Raw genomic sequence first — 13,383 nt, forward strand, 5'->3', positions numbered from 1 at the left:
TGCGCGTCTACGTCCCGGCAACGCTGGCCATGCTGCAGCGGTTGGTCGCTGACGGATCGCTGCGTCCCGTCAACGGGACGGCGTTCGCGGTGACGCCCACGCTGCGGGAGGCCTACGCCGAGGGCGACGAGGACGAACTCGCCGATGTCGCACTGCGGGAGGCGGCGATGGCGTCGCTGCGGCTGCTCGGGAACGAGGACACCGAAGGGCTGCCGCCGCGCCGGGTCGTGGTGGAGGCCGACGCAGGTGACGGAGTCGACGGAGCCGACGGGGTGAAGCTGCGTCCCGACCTCGATGACGCCGTGGTGCGGGTGGCAGGCGGCATCGCGCTGGACCGGGTGATCGCCGCTTACGTCGACAATGCGGCCGCCGAGTCCGCGGTGCTGGCCGCGGTCGAGGTGATCGATGCCGCCGATCTGGGCGACGAGGACGCGGAACTCACGGTCGGAGACGCCCAGGACCATGACCTCGCGTGGTACGCCCCACAAGAGCTGCCATTTCTTCTCGACCTGCTCTGAGGCTGGATACGGTACCGTAAGTTACGGTACCGTAGGTAAGCGCTGCGGTCAGGAATGGGTAACCCTCCAGGGGTGAAGCCAGGGCAGGAGCCGTCAATGGCCAAGAACACCGTCAAGAACACGGCCAAGGTCGCCGACACCGTCAGGCCGACCATCGCCGGCGCCAAAGAGCGGCCGGGCTGGCACGCGCTGCGCACCCTCGCGGGCCGGATCACCACTCCGCTGCTGCCCGACGACTACCTCAAACTGGCCAACCCACTGTGGTCGGCGCGGGAACTGCGCGGGCGCGTCCTCGAGGTGCGGCGCGAGACCGTCGACTCGGCCACGCTGGTCATCAAGCCCGGCTGGGGCTTCTCCTTCGACTATCAGGCGGGCCAGTACGTCGGCATCGGTCTGCTCGTCGAGGGGCGCTGGCGCTGGCGGTCGTACTCACTGACCAGTCCTCCCAGCGAGCACCGGTCCCTCAACAGGGGGTCGCGGACCATCACCATCACCGTCAAAGCCATGGCGGAGGGGTTCCTGTCCACGCACCTGGTCGGCGGCGTCGAGCCCGGAACGATCGTCAGACTGGCTGCGCCGCAAGGAAACTTCGTGATGCCCGACCCGGCGCCGGCGAAGGTGCTGTTCCTCACCGCAGGTTCGGGTATCACGCCGGTGATGTCGATGCTCCGCACGCTGGTCCGGCGCGGGCAACTCGGCGATGTGGTCCATGTGCACTCCGCGCCGACGGAAGCCGACGTGATGTTCGCCGCGGAACTCGCCGAGTTGGAGCATCGCCACGAGGGGTACCGGTTGCAGCTGCGGGCCACCCGGACTCAGGGCCGGCTGGACCTCGATTCACTCGACGAGACGGTGCCGGACTGGCGGGAGCGACAGACCTGGGCCTGCGGCCCGGAGTCGATGCTGGACGCCGCGGAGCACACGTGGACAGCCGCCAAGCTCGGCGAACGACTGCACCTGGAACGGTTCGCCGTGTCGCGAGCTGCGGTGCACGGCAGCGGCGGCACAGTCAAATTCGCCCGCTCGGGCAAGGTGGCCGAGGTCGACGGCGCCACTCCGTTGATGGACGCGGGCGAGGCGGCGGGCATTCAGATGCCGTTCGGCTGCCGGATGGGCATCTGTCAGTCGTGCGTGGTCGGCTTGGTGGAAGGACACGTGCGCGACCTTCGGACCGGCGTCGAACACGAGCCGGGAACGAGGGTGCAGACCTGCGTCTCGGCAGCGTCGGGCGACTGCGTGCTGGACGTTTAAGCTTTACTGGGTAGTAACCTACGACGTCGTAGGTTACGGTAGCGTAGGTACGGACGAGAGGAGGCTGAATCATGGCGATCACTGACGTTCCCGAATTTACGCATTTGACCGAAGCGGACATCGAGAACCTGGGACGCGAGCTGGATGCGATCCGCCAGGACATCGAAGACTCCCGCGGAGCGCGCGACGCGCGCTACATCCGCCGCACCATTGCCGCGCAGCGCGCGCTGGAGGTAGCCGGTCGGCTCCTGCTGGCGGGCAGCTCGAAGCGCAAGTTCTGGTGGGCGGGCACCGCGACGCTGGGCGTGGCCAAGATCATCGAAAACATGGAGATCGGCCACAACGTCATGCACGGCCAGTGGGACTGGATGAACGACCCCGAGATTCATTCCTCGACGTGGGAATGGGACATGAGCGGCGCGTCCAAGCACTGGCGGTTCACTCACAACTTCATGCACCACAAGTACACCAACATCCTCGGCATGGACGACGACGTGGGCTACGGCGTCATCCGCGTCACCCGCGACCAGAAATGGAAGCCGTTCAACCTCAGCAATCTGTTCTTCAACACCTTGCTGGCGGTCGGCTTCGAGTGGGGCGTCGGACTGCAGCACCTGGAGCTCGGCAAGATCTCCAAGGGCCGCGACGACCGCAAGGCCACGATGGGCCGCGTCAAGGAGTTCGGCATCAAGGCCGGGCACCAGGTGGCCAAGGACTACGTGGCGTGGCCGGCTCTGACGGCGTTGTCCCCGGGCGCCTCGTTCACGTCGACGATGAAGGCCAACGCGGTCGCGAACGTCATCCGCAACGTGTGGGCCAACGCCGTGATCTTCTGCGGTCACTTCCCGGACGGCGCGGAGAAGTTCACCAAGACCGACATGGTCGGTGAGAGCAAGGGCCAGTGGTACCTGCGTCAGATGCTCGGCAGCGCCAACTTCGACAACGGTCCGCTGCTGCGCTTCATGAGCGGCAACCTGTGCTACCAGATCGAGCACCACCTGTTTCCGGATCTGCCCAGCAATCGCTATCACGAGATCTCGTTCCGGATCCGGGAGATCTGCGACAAATACGACCTGCCCTACACCACAGGCAATTTCGCTGTGCAGTACGGCAAGTCGTGGCGGACCATCGCCAAGTTGTCGCTGCCGGACCGCTTCCTCACCGACACCCGCGACGATGCGCCCGAAACGCGCAGCGAGCGGATGTTCGACGGGTTGGACCCGTCCGAACGGCGTGGCCTCAAGTCGGCCATCGCCGCGGTGCGGTCGCGTCGTCGCGCCAAGCAGAGCCAGAAGGCCCTCAAGAAGGCCGACCGGCGCGAAGACCTGGCTGCCTGACCGGCTTCCACTCTGACAAGACACACTCGCACGGTTCCTTCGGGAACCGTGCGAGTGTGCGTCAGGCGTCTGTGCGTCAGTCGGGGATGTAGTCGAACGTGTCCGGGTTCGGCCCGGTGCGTCCGTCCTCGCCCTTGTCGAGGGCGGAGATCGCGGCTACGTCGTCGTCGCCGAGCTCGAAGTCGAACAGCGCGAAGTTGTCCTTGATGCGCTGCAGCGTCACCGATTTCGGGAAGACGATGTCGCCACGCTGGATGTGCCAGCGCAGCACCACCTGTGCCGGTGACTTCCCGGCGGCCTCGGCGATGCGGGTGATCACGGGGTCGTCGAGCACCTTGCCCTGTGCGATCGGCGACCAGGCCTCCGTCGCGATGCCGTGCTGGCGGCCGTACTCGCGCACCTCGTCATTGCTGAAGTACGGATGCACCTCGATCTGGTTCACCGCAGGCACCGTGCCGGTCTCATCGGCCAACCGCTGCAGGTGCGGCACCTGAAAGTTGGACACGCCGATGCTGCGGGCGCGGCCGTCTTTCTTGAACTCCTCCAGGACCTTCCACGTCGACACGTAGTCGCCGTCGTAGAGCGTGGGCAACGGCCAGTGGATCAGGAAAAGATCCACATAGTCGAAGTTCAAGGCCGTGAGGGTGTCGTCGAAGGCCCGGCGGGCGTCATCGGGCTTGTGGAAGCCGTTGTTCAGCTTGCTCGTCACGTACACCTGCGCGCGGTCGACGCCGGAGTCACGAACGCCTTGCCCCACACCCTTCTCGTTCTGATACATCTCCGCCGTGTCGATATGGCGGTATCCGATGTCCAGGGCTGTCTTGACCGCATCGGCGGTCTCGTCGGGTTCGATCTGGAAAACACCGAAGCCCAACTGTGGAATGGTGCTGCCGTCGTTCAATTCGATGGCGGGTACTTGTGTCAACTTCTTCCTCCTCTATCGCGGACAGCGTGCCCTGCGGGCGTTGGCTGCAAACCCCGTGAACAAAACGTCAGACGCCGTCGTCAGGCTTCCCGCAGCGCACCCAGAAGTCGGCGGGCCGCCTGCACACGACTCTGCGCCGCACCGGACAGCGTGTCCAGTGCGCACTCCGGATCCGCGGGAGGGCCCATGTGACCACATCCCCGGGGACAGTCTTCGATCGCGTCTGCGAGGTCTGAGAACGCCGCGACCACGTCATCGGGCGCGATGTGCGCCAGCCCGAACGACCGGATACCGGGCGTGTCGATCACCCAGCCACCGAACTTCAGCGGCAGTGCCAGTGACTGCGTGGAGGTGTGCCTACCCCTGCCGACATCGGTCACCGAGCCGGTGGGCCGATGCGCCTCGGGGACAAGGCGATTCACCAGGGTTGATTTCCCCACCCCGGAGTGCCCCAGCATCGCGGTGACCTTGTTGGCCAGCAGAGCTTCCACTTCGTCCAGCGGATCGTTGCGCCCGGCGACGACGATGGTCAGGTCGAGGTCGCTGAACTGAGCAGTGAACTCCTCCGCCGAGGCCAGGTCCGTCTTGGTCAGGCACAGGATCGGCACCAGACCTCCGGCGTATGCCGCGATCAGCGCCCGCTCGACCAGACCGGACCGCGGCGGGGGATCGGCCAGCGCGATGACGATGAGCAACTGGTCGGCGTTGGCGACGAAGACGCGTTCCGCCGGGTCGGTGTCATCAGCGGTGCGGCGCAACACCGTTCGGCGCTCACCGCGCCGGACGATGCGTGCCAGGGTGTCGGTCCGGCCGGACAGGTCACCGACGATGTCGACGTCGTCGCCGACGACGATCGGGGTGCGGCCCAGTTCGCGGGCGCGCATCGCGGTGACCGGGCGGTCGGGGTCGCGGCCCAGCACGCAGCCCCACCGGCCGCGGTCGACCGTGACGACCATGCCCCGCTGAGCGTCGAGGTGCTCGGGGCGGATCTTGGTCCGCGGCCGCGAGCCGCGCCCGGGACGCACCCGGACATCGGTCTCGTCGTACTCGCGTGGGCTCAAGCGTCGGCCTGGAGATCGTCGGTCTGGCCGGCCAGCATGTCGGCCCACATCTGCGGAAAGTCGGGCAGCGTCTTGGCGGTGGTGCCGATGTCCTCGACCTCGATGCCGGGCACCCGCAGGCCGACGATCGCCCCTGCGGTCGCCATCCGGTGGTCGGCGTAGGACCGCCATGTTCCGCCGTGCATCTGCCCCGCGGTGATGACGAGGCCGTCGTCGGTCTCCTGGCACTGCCCGCCGATGCGGTTGATCTCCGCGCTCAGGGCGGCCAGCCGATCGGTTTCGTGGCCGCGCAGATGCGCGATGCCGCGCAACTGCGACACCGAGCCGGGATCGGCCAGCGCGGCCATCGCCGCCACGGACGGGGCGAGTTCGCCGACATCGCGCAGATCGACATCGATACCGTCGTAGCTCGTCGCGCCCTGCACTTCGAGATACGTATCACCTTGGCGTACCTGTGATCCCAGGCTGGTGAGGATGGAAAGGATGGTCTCGGCCGGTTGCGTGCTCACAGACGGCCAACCCATGATGCGGACCGTGCCGCCGCTGACCACTGCTGCGGCGAGGAACGGCACCGCGTTGGACAGGTCGGGCTCGATGGTCCAGTGCCGCGCCGCGATGGGGCCGGGTGCCACGCGCCAGCGGTCAGCCGCCGTGTCGTCGACGTCCACGCCGGCGTCGCGCAGCATCGACACCGTCATCGCCACATGGGGTAGGGATGGCACCGCTGCGCCGTCAGCGCCGGTGTGCACCACGGTCAGTCCGTCGGTGAACGTGGCGCCGGACAGCAGCAGACCCGACACGAACTGCGACGAGCCGGACGCATCGATCTCGACGGTGCCGCCCGCGACCTTGCCCTCGCCACGCACCGTGAACGGCAGGCTGTCACCGTCGATGTGCACGCCCAGGCCGCGCAACCCATCGAGCAGCGGGGCGATCGGCCGCGCGCGGGCCTGCTCGTCGCCGTCGAATGTGACGGTTTCGGTGCTCAACGCCGCGACCGGCGGCAGGAACCGCAGCACCGTGCCGGCCAGGCCGCAGTCGATGCGGGCGTCCGCCTTGGGGGCAAGCGTGCCGCTGACCGTCAGCTCGGTCTCGTCGCCGCCTGCCGTCTCGACGCTGACACCCAGCGTCTGCAGCGCGGCGATCATCAGGTCTGTGTCGCGGCTGCGCAGCGCGCCGCTGACTACTGAGGTGCCCTGCGACACCGCCAGCGCGGCGAGAACCAGTGCCCGGTTGGTCTGTGACTTCGACCCGGGCACCGTGACGGTGGCGTGGACTGGGGTTGCGGTCGACGGGGCCGGCCAGGTGCTCACAACCACCTATTGTCCCCTGTCCCGGTTGCGGCGACGAATGTGGCCTGTCGGGAGTTTCTGCCACGATGGAGCACATGTGCGGGCGATTCGCAGTGACGACCGATCCGGCGCTCCTCGCCGAGAAGATCAAGGCGATCGACGAGGCAACGTCGGAGGAGAAGAACGTGCCGTCGGCCAACTACAACGTGGCGCCGACGACAACGGTGGCCACGGTGGTGAAACGGCACACCGAACCCGACGACGAGTCCACGAGGAGGGTCCGGCTGATGCGGTGGGGGCTGGTCCCGCCGTGGGCGAAGACCACCGAGGGGGGCGGGCCGGACACCTCAGGTCCCTTGCTCATCAACGCCCGCTCGGAGAAGGTCACCTCATCGCCCGCGTTCCGCAGTTCCGCCAAGGCCAAGCGTTGCCTGGTGCCGATGGACGGCTGGTACGAGTGGCAGGGACAGAAGGGTGCGAAGACGCCGTTCTACATGTTCGCCGGGGACGGGGAGCCGCTGTTCATGGCGGGGCTGTGGTCGACGTGGCGGCCTAAAACCAAGGACGACGACGCTCGGTCGTCCATGCCCTTGCTCAGCTGCACGATCATCACCACCGACTCGGCGGGTCCGCTGGCCGACATCCACGACCGGATGCCGCTGACCATCAGCGAACGCGACTGGGACCACTGGCTGGACCCCGACGCGCCCATGGACGAAGGACTGTTGCGCGGCCACGGCGACCTGGACCGCATCGAGATCCGTGAGGTGTCACGGTTGGTCAACAGCGTCAAGAACAACGGGCCCGAGCTCATCGAGCCCGTCGAGCCGCAGGCCGAACAAGGCACGCTGCTTTGACGGATGTTCCGCTGCAGTCCGCGTCCGTCGTCGACGCCCTCGCCGCCGATCTGCGGTCTGCCGGCTACACCACCGACGGGGTGGGCGAACTGCTCGGTGCCGACGCCGGCGCCGCGTTCAGCAGGGGATTGTGGTGGTCGGCACTGCGCGCCACCGACCGGGCCGAGCCCGCGCAGCAGCGGCTCGCAGTGCTGGTGCGGCTGTTCCTGCTCGGCGCCGACGAACCCCGCGAGCGCGTGGAGTCGGCACTGCCCACTGCCGGAATCGACGCGCTGACCGACAACGGCGTCGTCGAACCCGGCCCGAACGGCGCGGTGCGGGCCGCACTGGACATCCGGCCGCACAGCGACGGTGCCAGCGACTTCCTCGTCGTGTCCGACCAGGACGCCGCGCTGCGCGCCGGACCTGTGCGCCACGACCACGTCCTCGGCATCGGTGGCGCGTCGGTCTCGTTGGCGGCCGCGGTCGTCCGGACACCGGTCGGGCGGGCCCTCGACCTCGGCACCGGCTGCGGGATCCAGGCGCTGCACCTGAACGCGCACTGCGAGTCGATCGTGGCCACCGACACGAACCCCCGCGCGCTCGCGCTGGCCGCTGCCACTGCGCGCCTCAACAATATGTCCTGGGATCTACGCTGCGGCAGCATGTTCGAGCCCGTCGCCGGTGAGCGCTTCGACCTGATCGTGTCGAACCCGCCCTTCGTGGTGGGTGCCGGTGCGCTGGACTACATCTACCGCGACTCCGGGATGGCCGGGGATGCGCTGTGCCAGAACCTGATCGAGCAGGCGGCCGACCACCTCGAGCCTGGCGGTACGGCCCAGATCATGGCCAATTGGATTGTGCGCGGCGAGGATTGGCGCGACCGTGTCCATGGTTGGCTCCGCGGCTCCGGTCTGCACGCGTGGGTGGTCCAGCGTGAATTCGCCGATCCGATCAGCTACGTGTCGCTGTGGACCTCCGATGCGGGTGAGCCACCAGAGGAGGCCGCCCGCCGCGGTGGGCAGTGGCTGGACTGGTTCGATGCGGAGGGGATCGCCGGTGTCGGCATGGGCATGATCACGCTGCGCGCCCCGCGGCGCGGCGAAAGCCGCCCGCCCGAACAGATCCTCGAAGAGATCACCGGCGCCGACGAGGCGCTCACCGGGCCCGAGGTGGACGCGTTCTTCAAGCGTCGCGCGTACTTGCACGACACCAGCGACGACGGGCTGCTCGGCACCCGCTTGTCGACGGCACCGGTGTTCCTCGAAGAGCACTCCCTGCCGGGTGCCACGGGATGGGAGGTCGTCGGCGCCGCCGTGCGCAGGCCGGGAGGGCCGGGCGCGGTCATCGGCGTGGATGAGGTGTCCCGGGCGCTGTTGGCCGGGTGCCGTGGCGAGGTCCCTCTCGGCGCGCTCATCGACCTCCTGGCCGCCCATCACGGCGTCGACGCCGACGCGCTGGCGGCGGCGGCGATGCCCGTGGTCCGTGAAGCGATCGGCCGGGGAATCCTCTACCAGGCCGACTGACCGGTCAGGTCCGCAGCGTGGCGCAGACCACGACGTAGGGGGCGGTGAACGCCACCCGGCCAGACCCGTCCTCGTGCGGCCGCAGCGCCTTCTCGAACTCCGCCGCCAGCCGCTCCCGCTGCTCGGGATCGGCCCGCTGGAACGTCGCGACGTGCATGGGCGACTCGCCGCGCAGGAAATGCAGTGCGGCGGCCATGGACTCGAACTCCCAGCGCAGGAGATCGCTCGCGATGTCGATGTCGTCGAAGCCCGGGGCCAGTCGCTCGGAGAGGATCGCGCTGTCACCCCACTGATCGGGGGAGAAGGCGGCCGGTGCCGGCGGTCCGAGCACGGTGACCACCGGATCGAAGAACGGGTTGGCAGCGCTACGGGTCCAGGCTGAGAAGGCAAGGACGCCACCAGGTTTGAGTAGCCGGGTGATCTCGGTGACCTGCCGGTCGGGGTCGACGAAGATGATGCCCATGTTCGACACCGCGACGTCGAACGAAGCCGCGGGCAGCCCGGTGTCGGCCGCGTCCCCGGTGCGCCAGTCGACCGCGTCGGCACCGGACCGTCCCGCGGCGATGTCCACCAACTCCGGGGTGATGTCCAGCCCCGTCACCCGCGCGCCGCGACCGGTGGCCGCCAAGGCAGCGCTACCGGTGCCGCAGGCCAGATCGATCATGGCGGCACCGCTCAGCGGGCGCCGCCGGTCGGCGGCGTCCACCACCCGGCCGGCGATGGGGGCGATCCGGTCGCCGACGGCGTCGTAACGCCCGGATGACCAGATAGTCGACGAAGCCATGACCTCAGCGTGCCACGATGACAGTGTGAACGGTGAGCTCGGTGCCGGCTTCGCGGTGGACGCCCCGCCGCTGCCGCATCCGGTGCTGTTCGATCAGTTCTGGTCCGACCTGACGTTCCTGCACTGGCCGGTGGACCCCGCTGCCGTCGCGCACCTCTACCCGCCGGGGACCCGGCCGGACGTCTTCGAGGGTCGCACCTACGTCGGCCTGGTGCCGTTCGTCATGGCGCACACGAAGATCGGCCCCGCGCTGCCGCTTCCGTACTTCGGGTCCTTCGCCGAGACCAACGTCCGGCTCTACTCGGTCGACGACGCCGGCAGGCACGGAGTGCTGTTCTGTTCGCTGGAGACTGCGCGGCTGGCCGTCGTGCCGGTGACCCGCATCGGACTGGGGGTGCCGTACACGTGGGCCGCGATGCGCGTCTCGCGCTCGGGCGACACCCGTACCTATGTCAGTGCCCGACGCTGGCCGCGGAGGGGCCTGCGCAGCCGCGTGACCGTGACGGTCGGGGATCGCGTCGAACCGACCGATGCCGAGGTGTGGCTGACCGCGCGGTGGGGTGCGCACACTCGCAAGGCCGGACATACGTGGTGGCTGCCGAACGAACACGTGACGTGGCCGCTGCACGAGGCGCAGGTGGACGAACTCGACGACGAACTGGTCGCCGCCGCAGGCATCGAGGTGGCTGGACCACGCCTGCGCGGGCTGTTCTCGCCCGGGGTTCGCACCCGGTTCGGGCGTCCCACCCGAGTGACGAAGACCAGATAGTCCAACACCCTGCCCGCGACGGCCGGCTGGGTCGATACTTCGGTGATGACCGACCTGCGGGCGTCCTCTCCGGTGCCTACCCTTACCACGATCACCGTGCGCAACCCCGCCGACGGCTCCGTCGCCGGCACCGTCCCCGTCGACGACCCGGACACCGTCGCCGCGAAGGCGAGGGCCCTGCGCGACGCCCAGCCGCAATGGGAGGCCCTCGGCGCCGAGGGGCGCAAGGCCTGGCTGCTGACCATGCAGGACTGGATCCTCGACAATGCCGAACACCTGACGGACGTGCTGCAGTCCGAAACCGGCAAGCCGAGAACCGAAGCCGCCATGGAAGCCCCGCTGTGCGCAGACCTGCTCAAGTACTGGGCGGGCAATGCGGCACGCTTCCTGGCCGACCAGCACCCGTCGGCACACAGCCCGCTGGGCAAGGTGAAGCGCCTGACCACCGTCTACCGGCCGTACCCGGTGGTCGGCCTCATCATCCCGTGGAACTTCCCGCTGCTCAACGTCGCCCTCGACGGCGTCGCGCCGCTCGCAGCCGGCGCGGCGGTCCTGCTCAAGCCGTCGGAGGTGACGCCGTTGAGCGCCGTGGAGTTCGCCCGCGGATGGTCCGAAATCGGTGCGCCGCGCGTGCTTTCGCTGACCACCGGCTACGCCGAGACGGGTGCCGCGGTGATCGCCGAGTCTGATTGTGTGCACTTCACCGGCTCGACTGCCACCGGCCGCAAGGTTGCCGTGGCGTGCGCCGAACGCCTGATCCCCTGCAGTCTGGAACTCGGCGGCAAGGACCCCGCGATCGTGCTCGCCGACGCCGACCTCGAGCGGGCTGCGGCCGGAATCGCCTGGGGCGGCATGTTCAACGCCGGCCAGGTGTGTGTCTCCGTCGAGCGTGTCTACGTGGAGGCGCCGGTGTATGACGAGTTCGTCGCCAAGCTCACCGACGAGGTCGCCCGGCTGCGGCAGGGCCAGGACGGCAACAAGTTCGAATTCGACGTGGGCGCGATGGCCACTCACGCGCAGCGTGACATCGTGCAACGTCACGTCGACTCCGCGGTCGCCGCGGGGGCCCGGGTGACCACAGGCGGACGGCCCACCGGGGTGGGCACCTTCTTCGAGCCGACCGTCCTCGCCGATGTCGAGCAGTCGATGTCCTGCATCAGCGAGGAGACGTTCGGTCCCACGCTGCCGGTGGTCAAGGTCGCCGACGAGGACGAGGCGATCCGGTTGGCCAACGACTCGGTCTACGGCCTGTCGGCGTCGGTGTGGACGGGCGACCTCGCACGCGGTGAGCGCGTCGCGCGCCGCCTGGAAGCAGGTGCGGTGAACATCAACGATGCACTCGCCAACGGCTTCAGCTTCTCGTTGCCCATGCCGGGATGGAAGAGCTCAGGGATCGGATCCCGCAACGGCGGTCCTGACGGAATCCTGAAATATTGCCGCTCCCAGGCGATCACGTCGCCGCGGCTGCCGACGCAGTCGCGCGAGATCAACTGGTATCCCTACTCGCGCCGGAAGACCAAGGTGTTCACCGGCGTGATCAGGGCTGCCGCGGGCCGCGGCTGGCGCCGCATCGGCCGCACGCCGCGCCAGAGCTAGGGGCCGGTGTAGCCCGGGGGATTGGCGGACTCCACCCAGAAGTCCACCCCCAGGTCGGAGCCGGGCACGCAGTCGTACACCGACAGATCGGTGACCCCGGACTCCAGCAGCACGTCCTCGCACAGCAGCGTGTTACCGGTGTAGCTCGACGGCTTGGTCAGAATCGCGTACGCCGCATCGGAATACACCTCGGGCTTGCGGGAGCGTGCCATCGACTCCTCGCCGCCGAGGAGGTTCTGCACGGCGGCGGTGGCCACCATGGTGCGCGGCCACAGCGTGTTCGACGCGATGCCCGCGTCGCGCATCTCCTCGGCAATACCCAACGCGCACAGCGTCATCCCGAACTTCGCCATCATGTACGGGGTGGGACGCAACCATTTCGACTCCAGCAGGATCGGTGGCGAGAGCGTCAGGATGTGCGGGTTGTCCCGGCCCTTCATGTGCGGGATGCAGGCCTGCGACACCGCGTAGGTGCCGCGCACCTGGATGCCGTTCATCAGGTCGAACCGCTTGAGCGGCACTTCTTCGATGGAGCCGAGGTTGATGGCCGAGGCGTTGTTCACGCAGATGTCGATGCCGCCGAACTGCTCGACGGCCTTCGCGACGGCCGCGGCCACCGAGTCACCGTCGCGCACGTCACCGACGATCGGCAGCGCTTGACCGCCGACCTCCTCGATCTCCTTCGCCGCCGTGTAGACCGTGCCCGGCAGCTTCGGATGCGGTTCCGCGGTCTTGGCGACCAGCGCGATGTTGGCACCGTCGGCAGCGGCGCGCTTGGCGATCGCCAGCCCGATACCGCGGCTGGCACCGGAGATGAACATGGTTTTTCCCGCGAGCGACATGGGCCCAGCCTAGGTGGCGCAGATATCGGCGGTGACGGCATTGGTCAGGCGGATCAGCTCGCCCGGGTCCAGCGCGACGTCCCAGCCGCGCTTGCCTGCGCTGCACAACACCCGGTCCCACTGCAGGGCCGAGGCGTCGACGACGGTCGGCACCGGCCTGCGCTGGCCCAGCGGGGAGATGCCGCCGAGGACGTACCCCGTCGAGCGTTGCGCGTCGGCGGGATCGGCCATCGTGGCTTTCGGGGCGCCGAGGGCGCCGGCAGCAGCCTTGAGAGACAGCTTCGACGGCACCGGCAGCACCGCGACACCGAGGCCCCTGGGCAGCGCGATCACCAGGGTCTTGAAGATCTGCGCGGCCGACAGATCGCCGGCATAGGCGAGTTCGTTGACCGCCTCCTCACCGAACGATTCACTGCGCGGATCGTGCCGGTACTGCACGACCTCGTGCGCCACCCCCGCGGCCACCAGGGCAGCGATCGCCGGTGTTGCTGCACGTGCCACCGGCTCAGCGTAGGCCCGGGGGCGCCTCGCACGCCGTCTGCCTCCCGGGGAACAACGACGCCGGTCGCCGCTGTTATTGGGAGCAGCTGTGGTCGGCTCTAGGGCCGGTCAGGGCCAGTAGTCGGTGTCAGCCTTTAGGATCGTC

13 protein-coding genes are annotated in these 13,383 nt (G+C 68.5%); 7 read left to right on the forward strand and 6 right to left on the reverse strand.

What is annotated here, in order from left to right:
* Nucleotides 1-29: 29 nt before the first annotated feature.
* The 3 genes from EL337_RS07290 (at nt 30) to EL337_RS07300 (ending at nt 3,106) form a co-directional block, all read left to right on the forward strand.
* On the forward strand, nt 30-518 hold the full coding sequence (locus EL337_RS07290) for a DUF6912 family protein (RefSeq protein WP_048630869.1): 489 nt from the start codon (nt 30-32) through the stop codon (nt 516-518).
* A 96-nt stretch (nt 519-614) separates the two neighbouring features.
* Nucleotides 615-1,769 carry a ferredoxin reductase gene (locus EL337_RS07295; RefSeq protein WP_048630350.1) on the forward strand — a complete coding sequence of 385 codons (1,155 nt, stop codon included), beginning with the start codon at nt 615-617 and terminating at the stop codon, nt 1,767-1,769.
* Between the two features lie 71 nt (nt 1,770-1,840).
* On the forward strand, nt 1,841-3,106 hold the full coding sequence (locus tag EL337_RS07300) for a fatty acid desaturase family protein (RefSeq protein WP_048630351.1): 1,266 nt from the start codon (nt 1,841-1,843) through the stop codon (nt 3,104-3,106).
* Nucleotides 3,107-3,182: 76 nt separating this feature from the next.
* Here the strand turns inward: EL337_RS07300 and EL337_RS07305 are convergent, their stop codons facing one another.
* From EL337_RS07305 to aroA, 3 genes are all read right to left on the reverse strand, one after another.
* Nucleotides 3,183-4,031 carry an aldo/keto reductase gene (locus EL337_RS07305; protein WP_048630352.1) on the reverse strand — a complete coding sequence of 283 codons (849 nt, stop codon included), beginning with the start codon at nt 4,029-4,031 and terminating at the stop codon, nt 3,183-3,185.
* 80 nt (nt 4,032-4,111) lie between these two features.
* A complete protein-coding gene (gene rsgA, locus EL337_RS07310) occupies nt 4,112-5,092 on the reverse strand; it encodes a ribosome small subunit-dependent GTPase A (RefSeq protein ID WP_048630353.1) in 981 nt (326 codons plus the stop codon).
* A complete protein-coding gene (gene aroA / locus EL337_RS07315; RefSeq protein WP_048630354.1) occupies nt 5,089-6,411 on the reverse strand; it encodes a 3-phosphoshikimate 1-carboxyvinyltransferase in 1,323 nt (440 codons plus the stop codon). Before aroA ends, rsgA begins: the two co-directional genes overlap by 4 nt.
* Before the next feature lie 68 nt (nt 6,412-6,479).
* Here aroA and EL337_RS07320 point away from each other — a divergent pair, with 68 nt between their 5' ends.
* Both EL337_RS07320 and EL337_RS07325 read left to right on the forward strand, forming a co-directional pair.
* Nucleotides 6,480-7,241, forward strand: coding sequence for an SOS response-associated peptidase (locus tag EL337_RS07320; protein WP_197724196.1), 762 nt, complete (start codon nt 6,480-6,482; stop codon nt 7,239-7,241).
* On the forward strand, nt 7,238-8,746 hold the full coding sequence (locus EL337_RS07325) for a DUF7782 domain-containing protein (RefSeq protein WP_048630356.1): 1,509 nt from the start codon (nt 7,238-7,240) through the stop codon (nt 8,744-8,746). Before EL337_RS07320 ends, EL337_RS07325 begins: the two co-directional genes overlap by 4 nt.
* 4 nt (nt 8,747-8,750) lie before the next feature.
* On the opposite strand, the gene EL337_RS07330 is transcribed toward EL337_RS07325, so the two are convergent.
* Nucleotides 8,751-9,530 carry a class I SAM-dependent methyltransferase gene (locus EL337_RS07330; protein ID WP_048630357.1) on the reverse strand — a complete coding sequence of 260 codons (780 nt, stop codon included), beginning with the start codon at nt 9,528-9,530 and terminating at the stop codon, nt 8,751-8,753.
* Between the two features lie 25 nt (nt 9,531-9,555).
* Here EL337_RS07330 and EL337_RS07335 point away from each other — a divergent pair, with 25 nt between their 5' ends.
* Together EL337_RS07335 and EL337_RS07340 are read left to right on the forward strand one after the other, a co-directional pair.
* A complete protein-coding gene (locus EL337_RS07335; RefSeq protein ID WP_370737113.1) occupies nt 9,556-10,299 on the forward strand; it encodes a YqjF family protein in 744 nt (247 codons plus the stop codon).
* 45 nt (nt 10,300-10,344) lie between these two features.
* Nucleotides 10,345-11,895: an aldehyde dehydrogenase family protein gene (locus tag EL337_RS07340; RefSeq protein WP_048630358.1), complete on the forward strand. Its 1,551-nt coding sequence runs from the start codon at nt 10,345-10,347 to the stop codon at nt 11,893-11,895.
* On the opposite strand, the gene EL337_RS07345 is transcribed toward EL337_RS07340, so the two are convergent.
* Nucleotides 11,892-12,737 (reverse strand): SDR family oxidoreductase, encoded by an 846-nt coding sequence (locus tag EL337_RS07345; protein WP_048630359.1) that lies wholly within the window; start codon nt 12,735-12,737, stop codon nt 11,892-11,894. The two genes, EL337_RS07340 and EL337_RS07345, sit on opposite strands and share 4 nt — an antisense overlap.
* Before the next feature lie 9 nt (nt 12,738-12,746).
* A complete protein-coding gene (locus EL337_RS07350; protein WP_048630360.1) occupies nt 12,747-13,238 on the reverse strand; it encodes an aminoacyl-tRNA deacylase in 492 nt (163 codons plus the stop codon).
* Nucleotides 13,239-13,383 lie beyond the last annotated feature (145 nt).

Origin of the sequence: Mycolicibacterium aurum (genome assembly GCF_900637195.1) — a bacterium.
GTDB lineage: Bacteria > Actinomycetota > Actinomycetes > Mycobacteriales > Mycobacteriaceae > Mycobacterium > Mycobacterium aurum.

Excerpts from the sequence above, each read along its gene's own strand:
- EL337_RS07295 (WP_048630350.1), top strand. The coding sequence starts at position 615 with ATGGCCAAGAACACCGTCAAGAACACGGCCAAGGTCGCCGACACCGTC.
- EL337_RS07345 (WP_048630359.1), bottom strand. The coding sequence starts at position 12,737 with ATGTCGCTCGCGGGAAAAACCATGTTCATCTCCGGTGCCAGCCGCGGT.
- EL337_RS07320 (WP_197724196.1), top strand. The coding sequence starts at position 6,480 with ATGTGCGGGCGATTCGCAGTGACGACCGATCCGGCGCTCCTCGCCGAG.
- EL337_RS07290 (WP_048630869.1), top strand. The coding sequence starts at position 30 with ATGCTGCAGCGGTTGGTCGCTGACGGATCGCTGCGTCCCGTCAACGGG.
- EL337_RS07300 (WP_048630351.1), top strand. The coding sequence starts at position 1,841 with ATGGCGATCACTGACGTTCCCGAATTTACGCATTTGACCGAAGCGGAC.
- EL337_RS07330 (WP_048630357.1), bottom strand. The coding sequence starts at position 9,530 with ATGGCTTCGTCGACTATCTGGTCATCCGGGCGTTACGACGCCGTCGGC.
- EL337_RS07340 (WP_048630358.1), top strand. The coding sequence starts at position 10,345 with ATGACCGACCTGCGGGCGTCCTCTCCGGTGCCTACCCTTACCACGATC.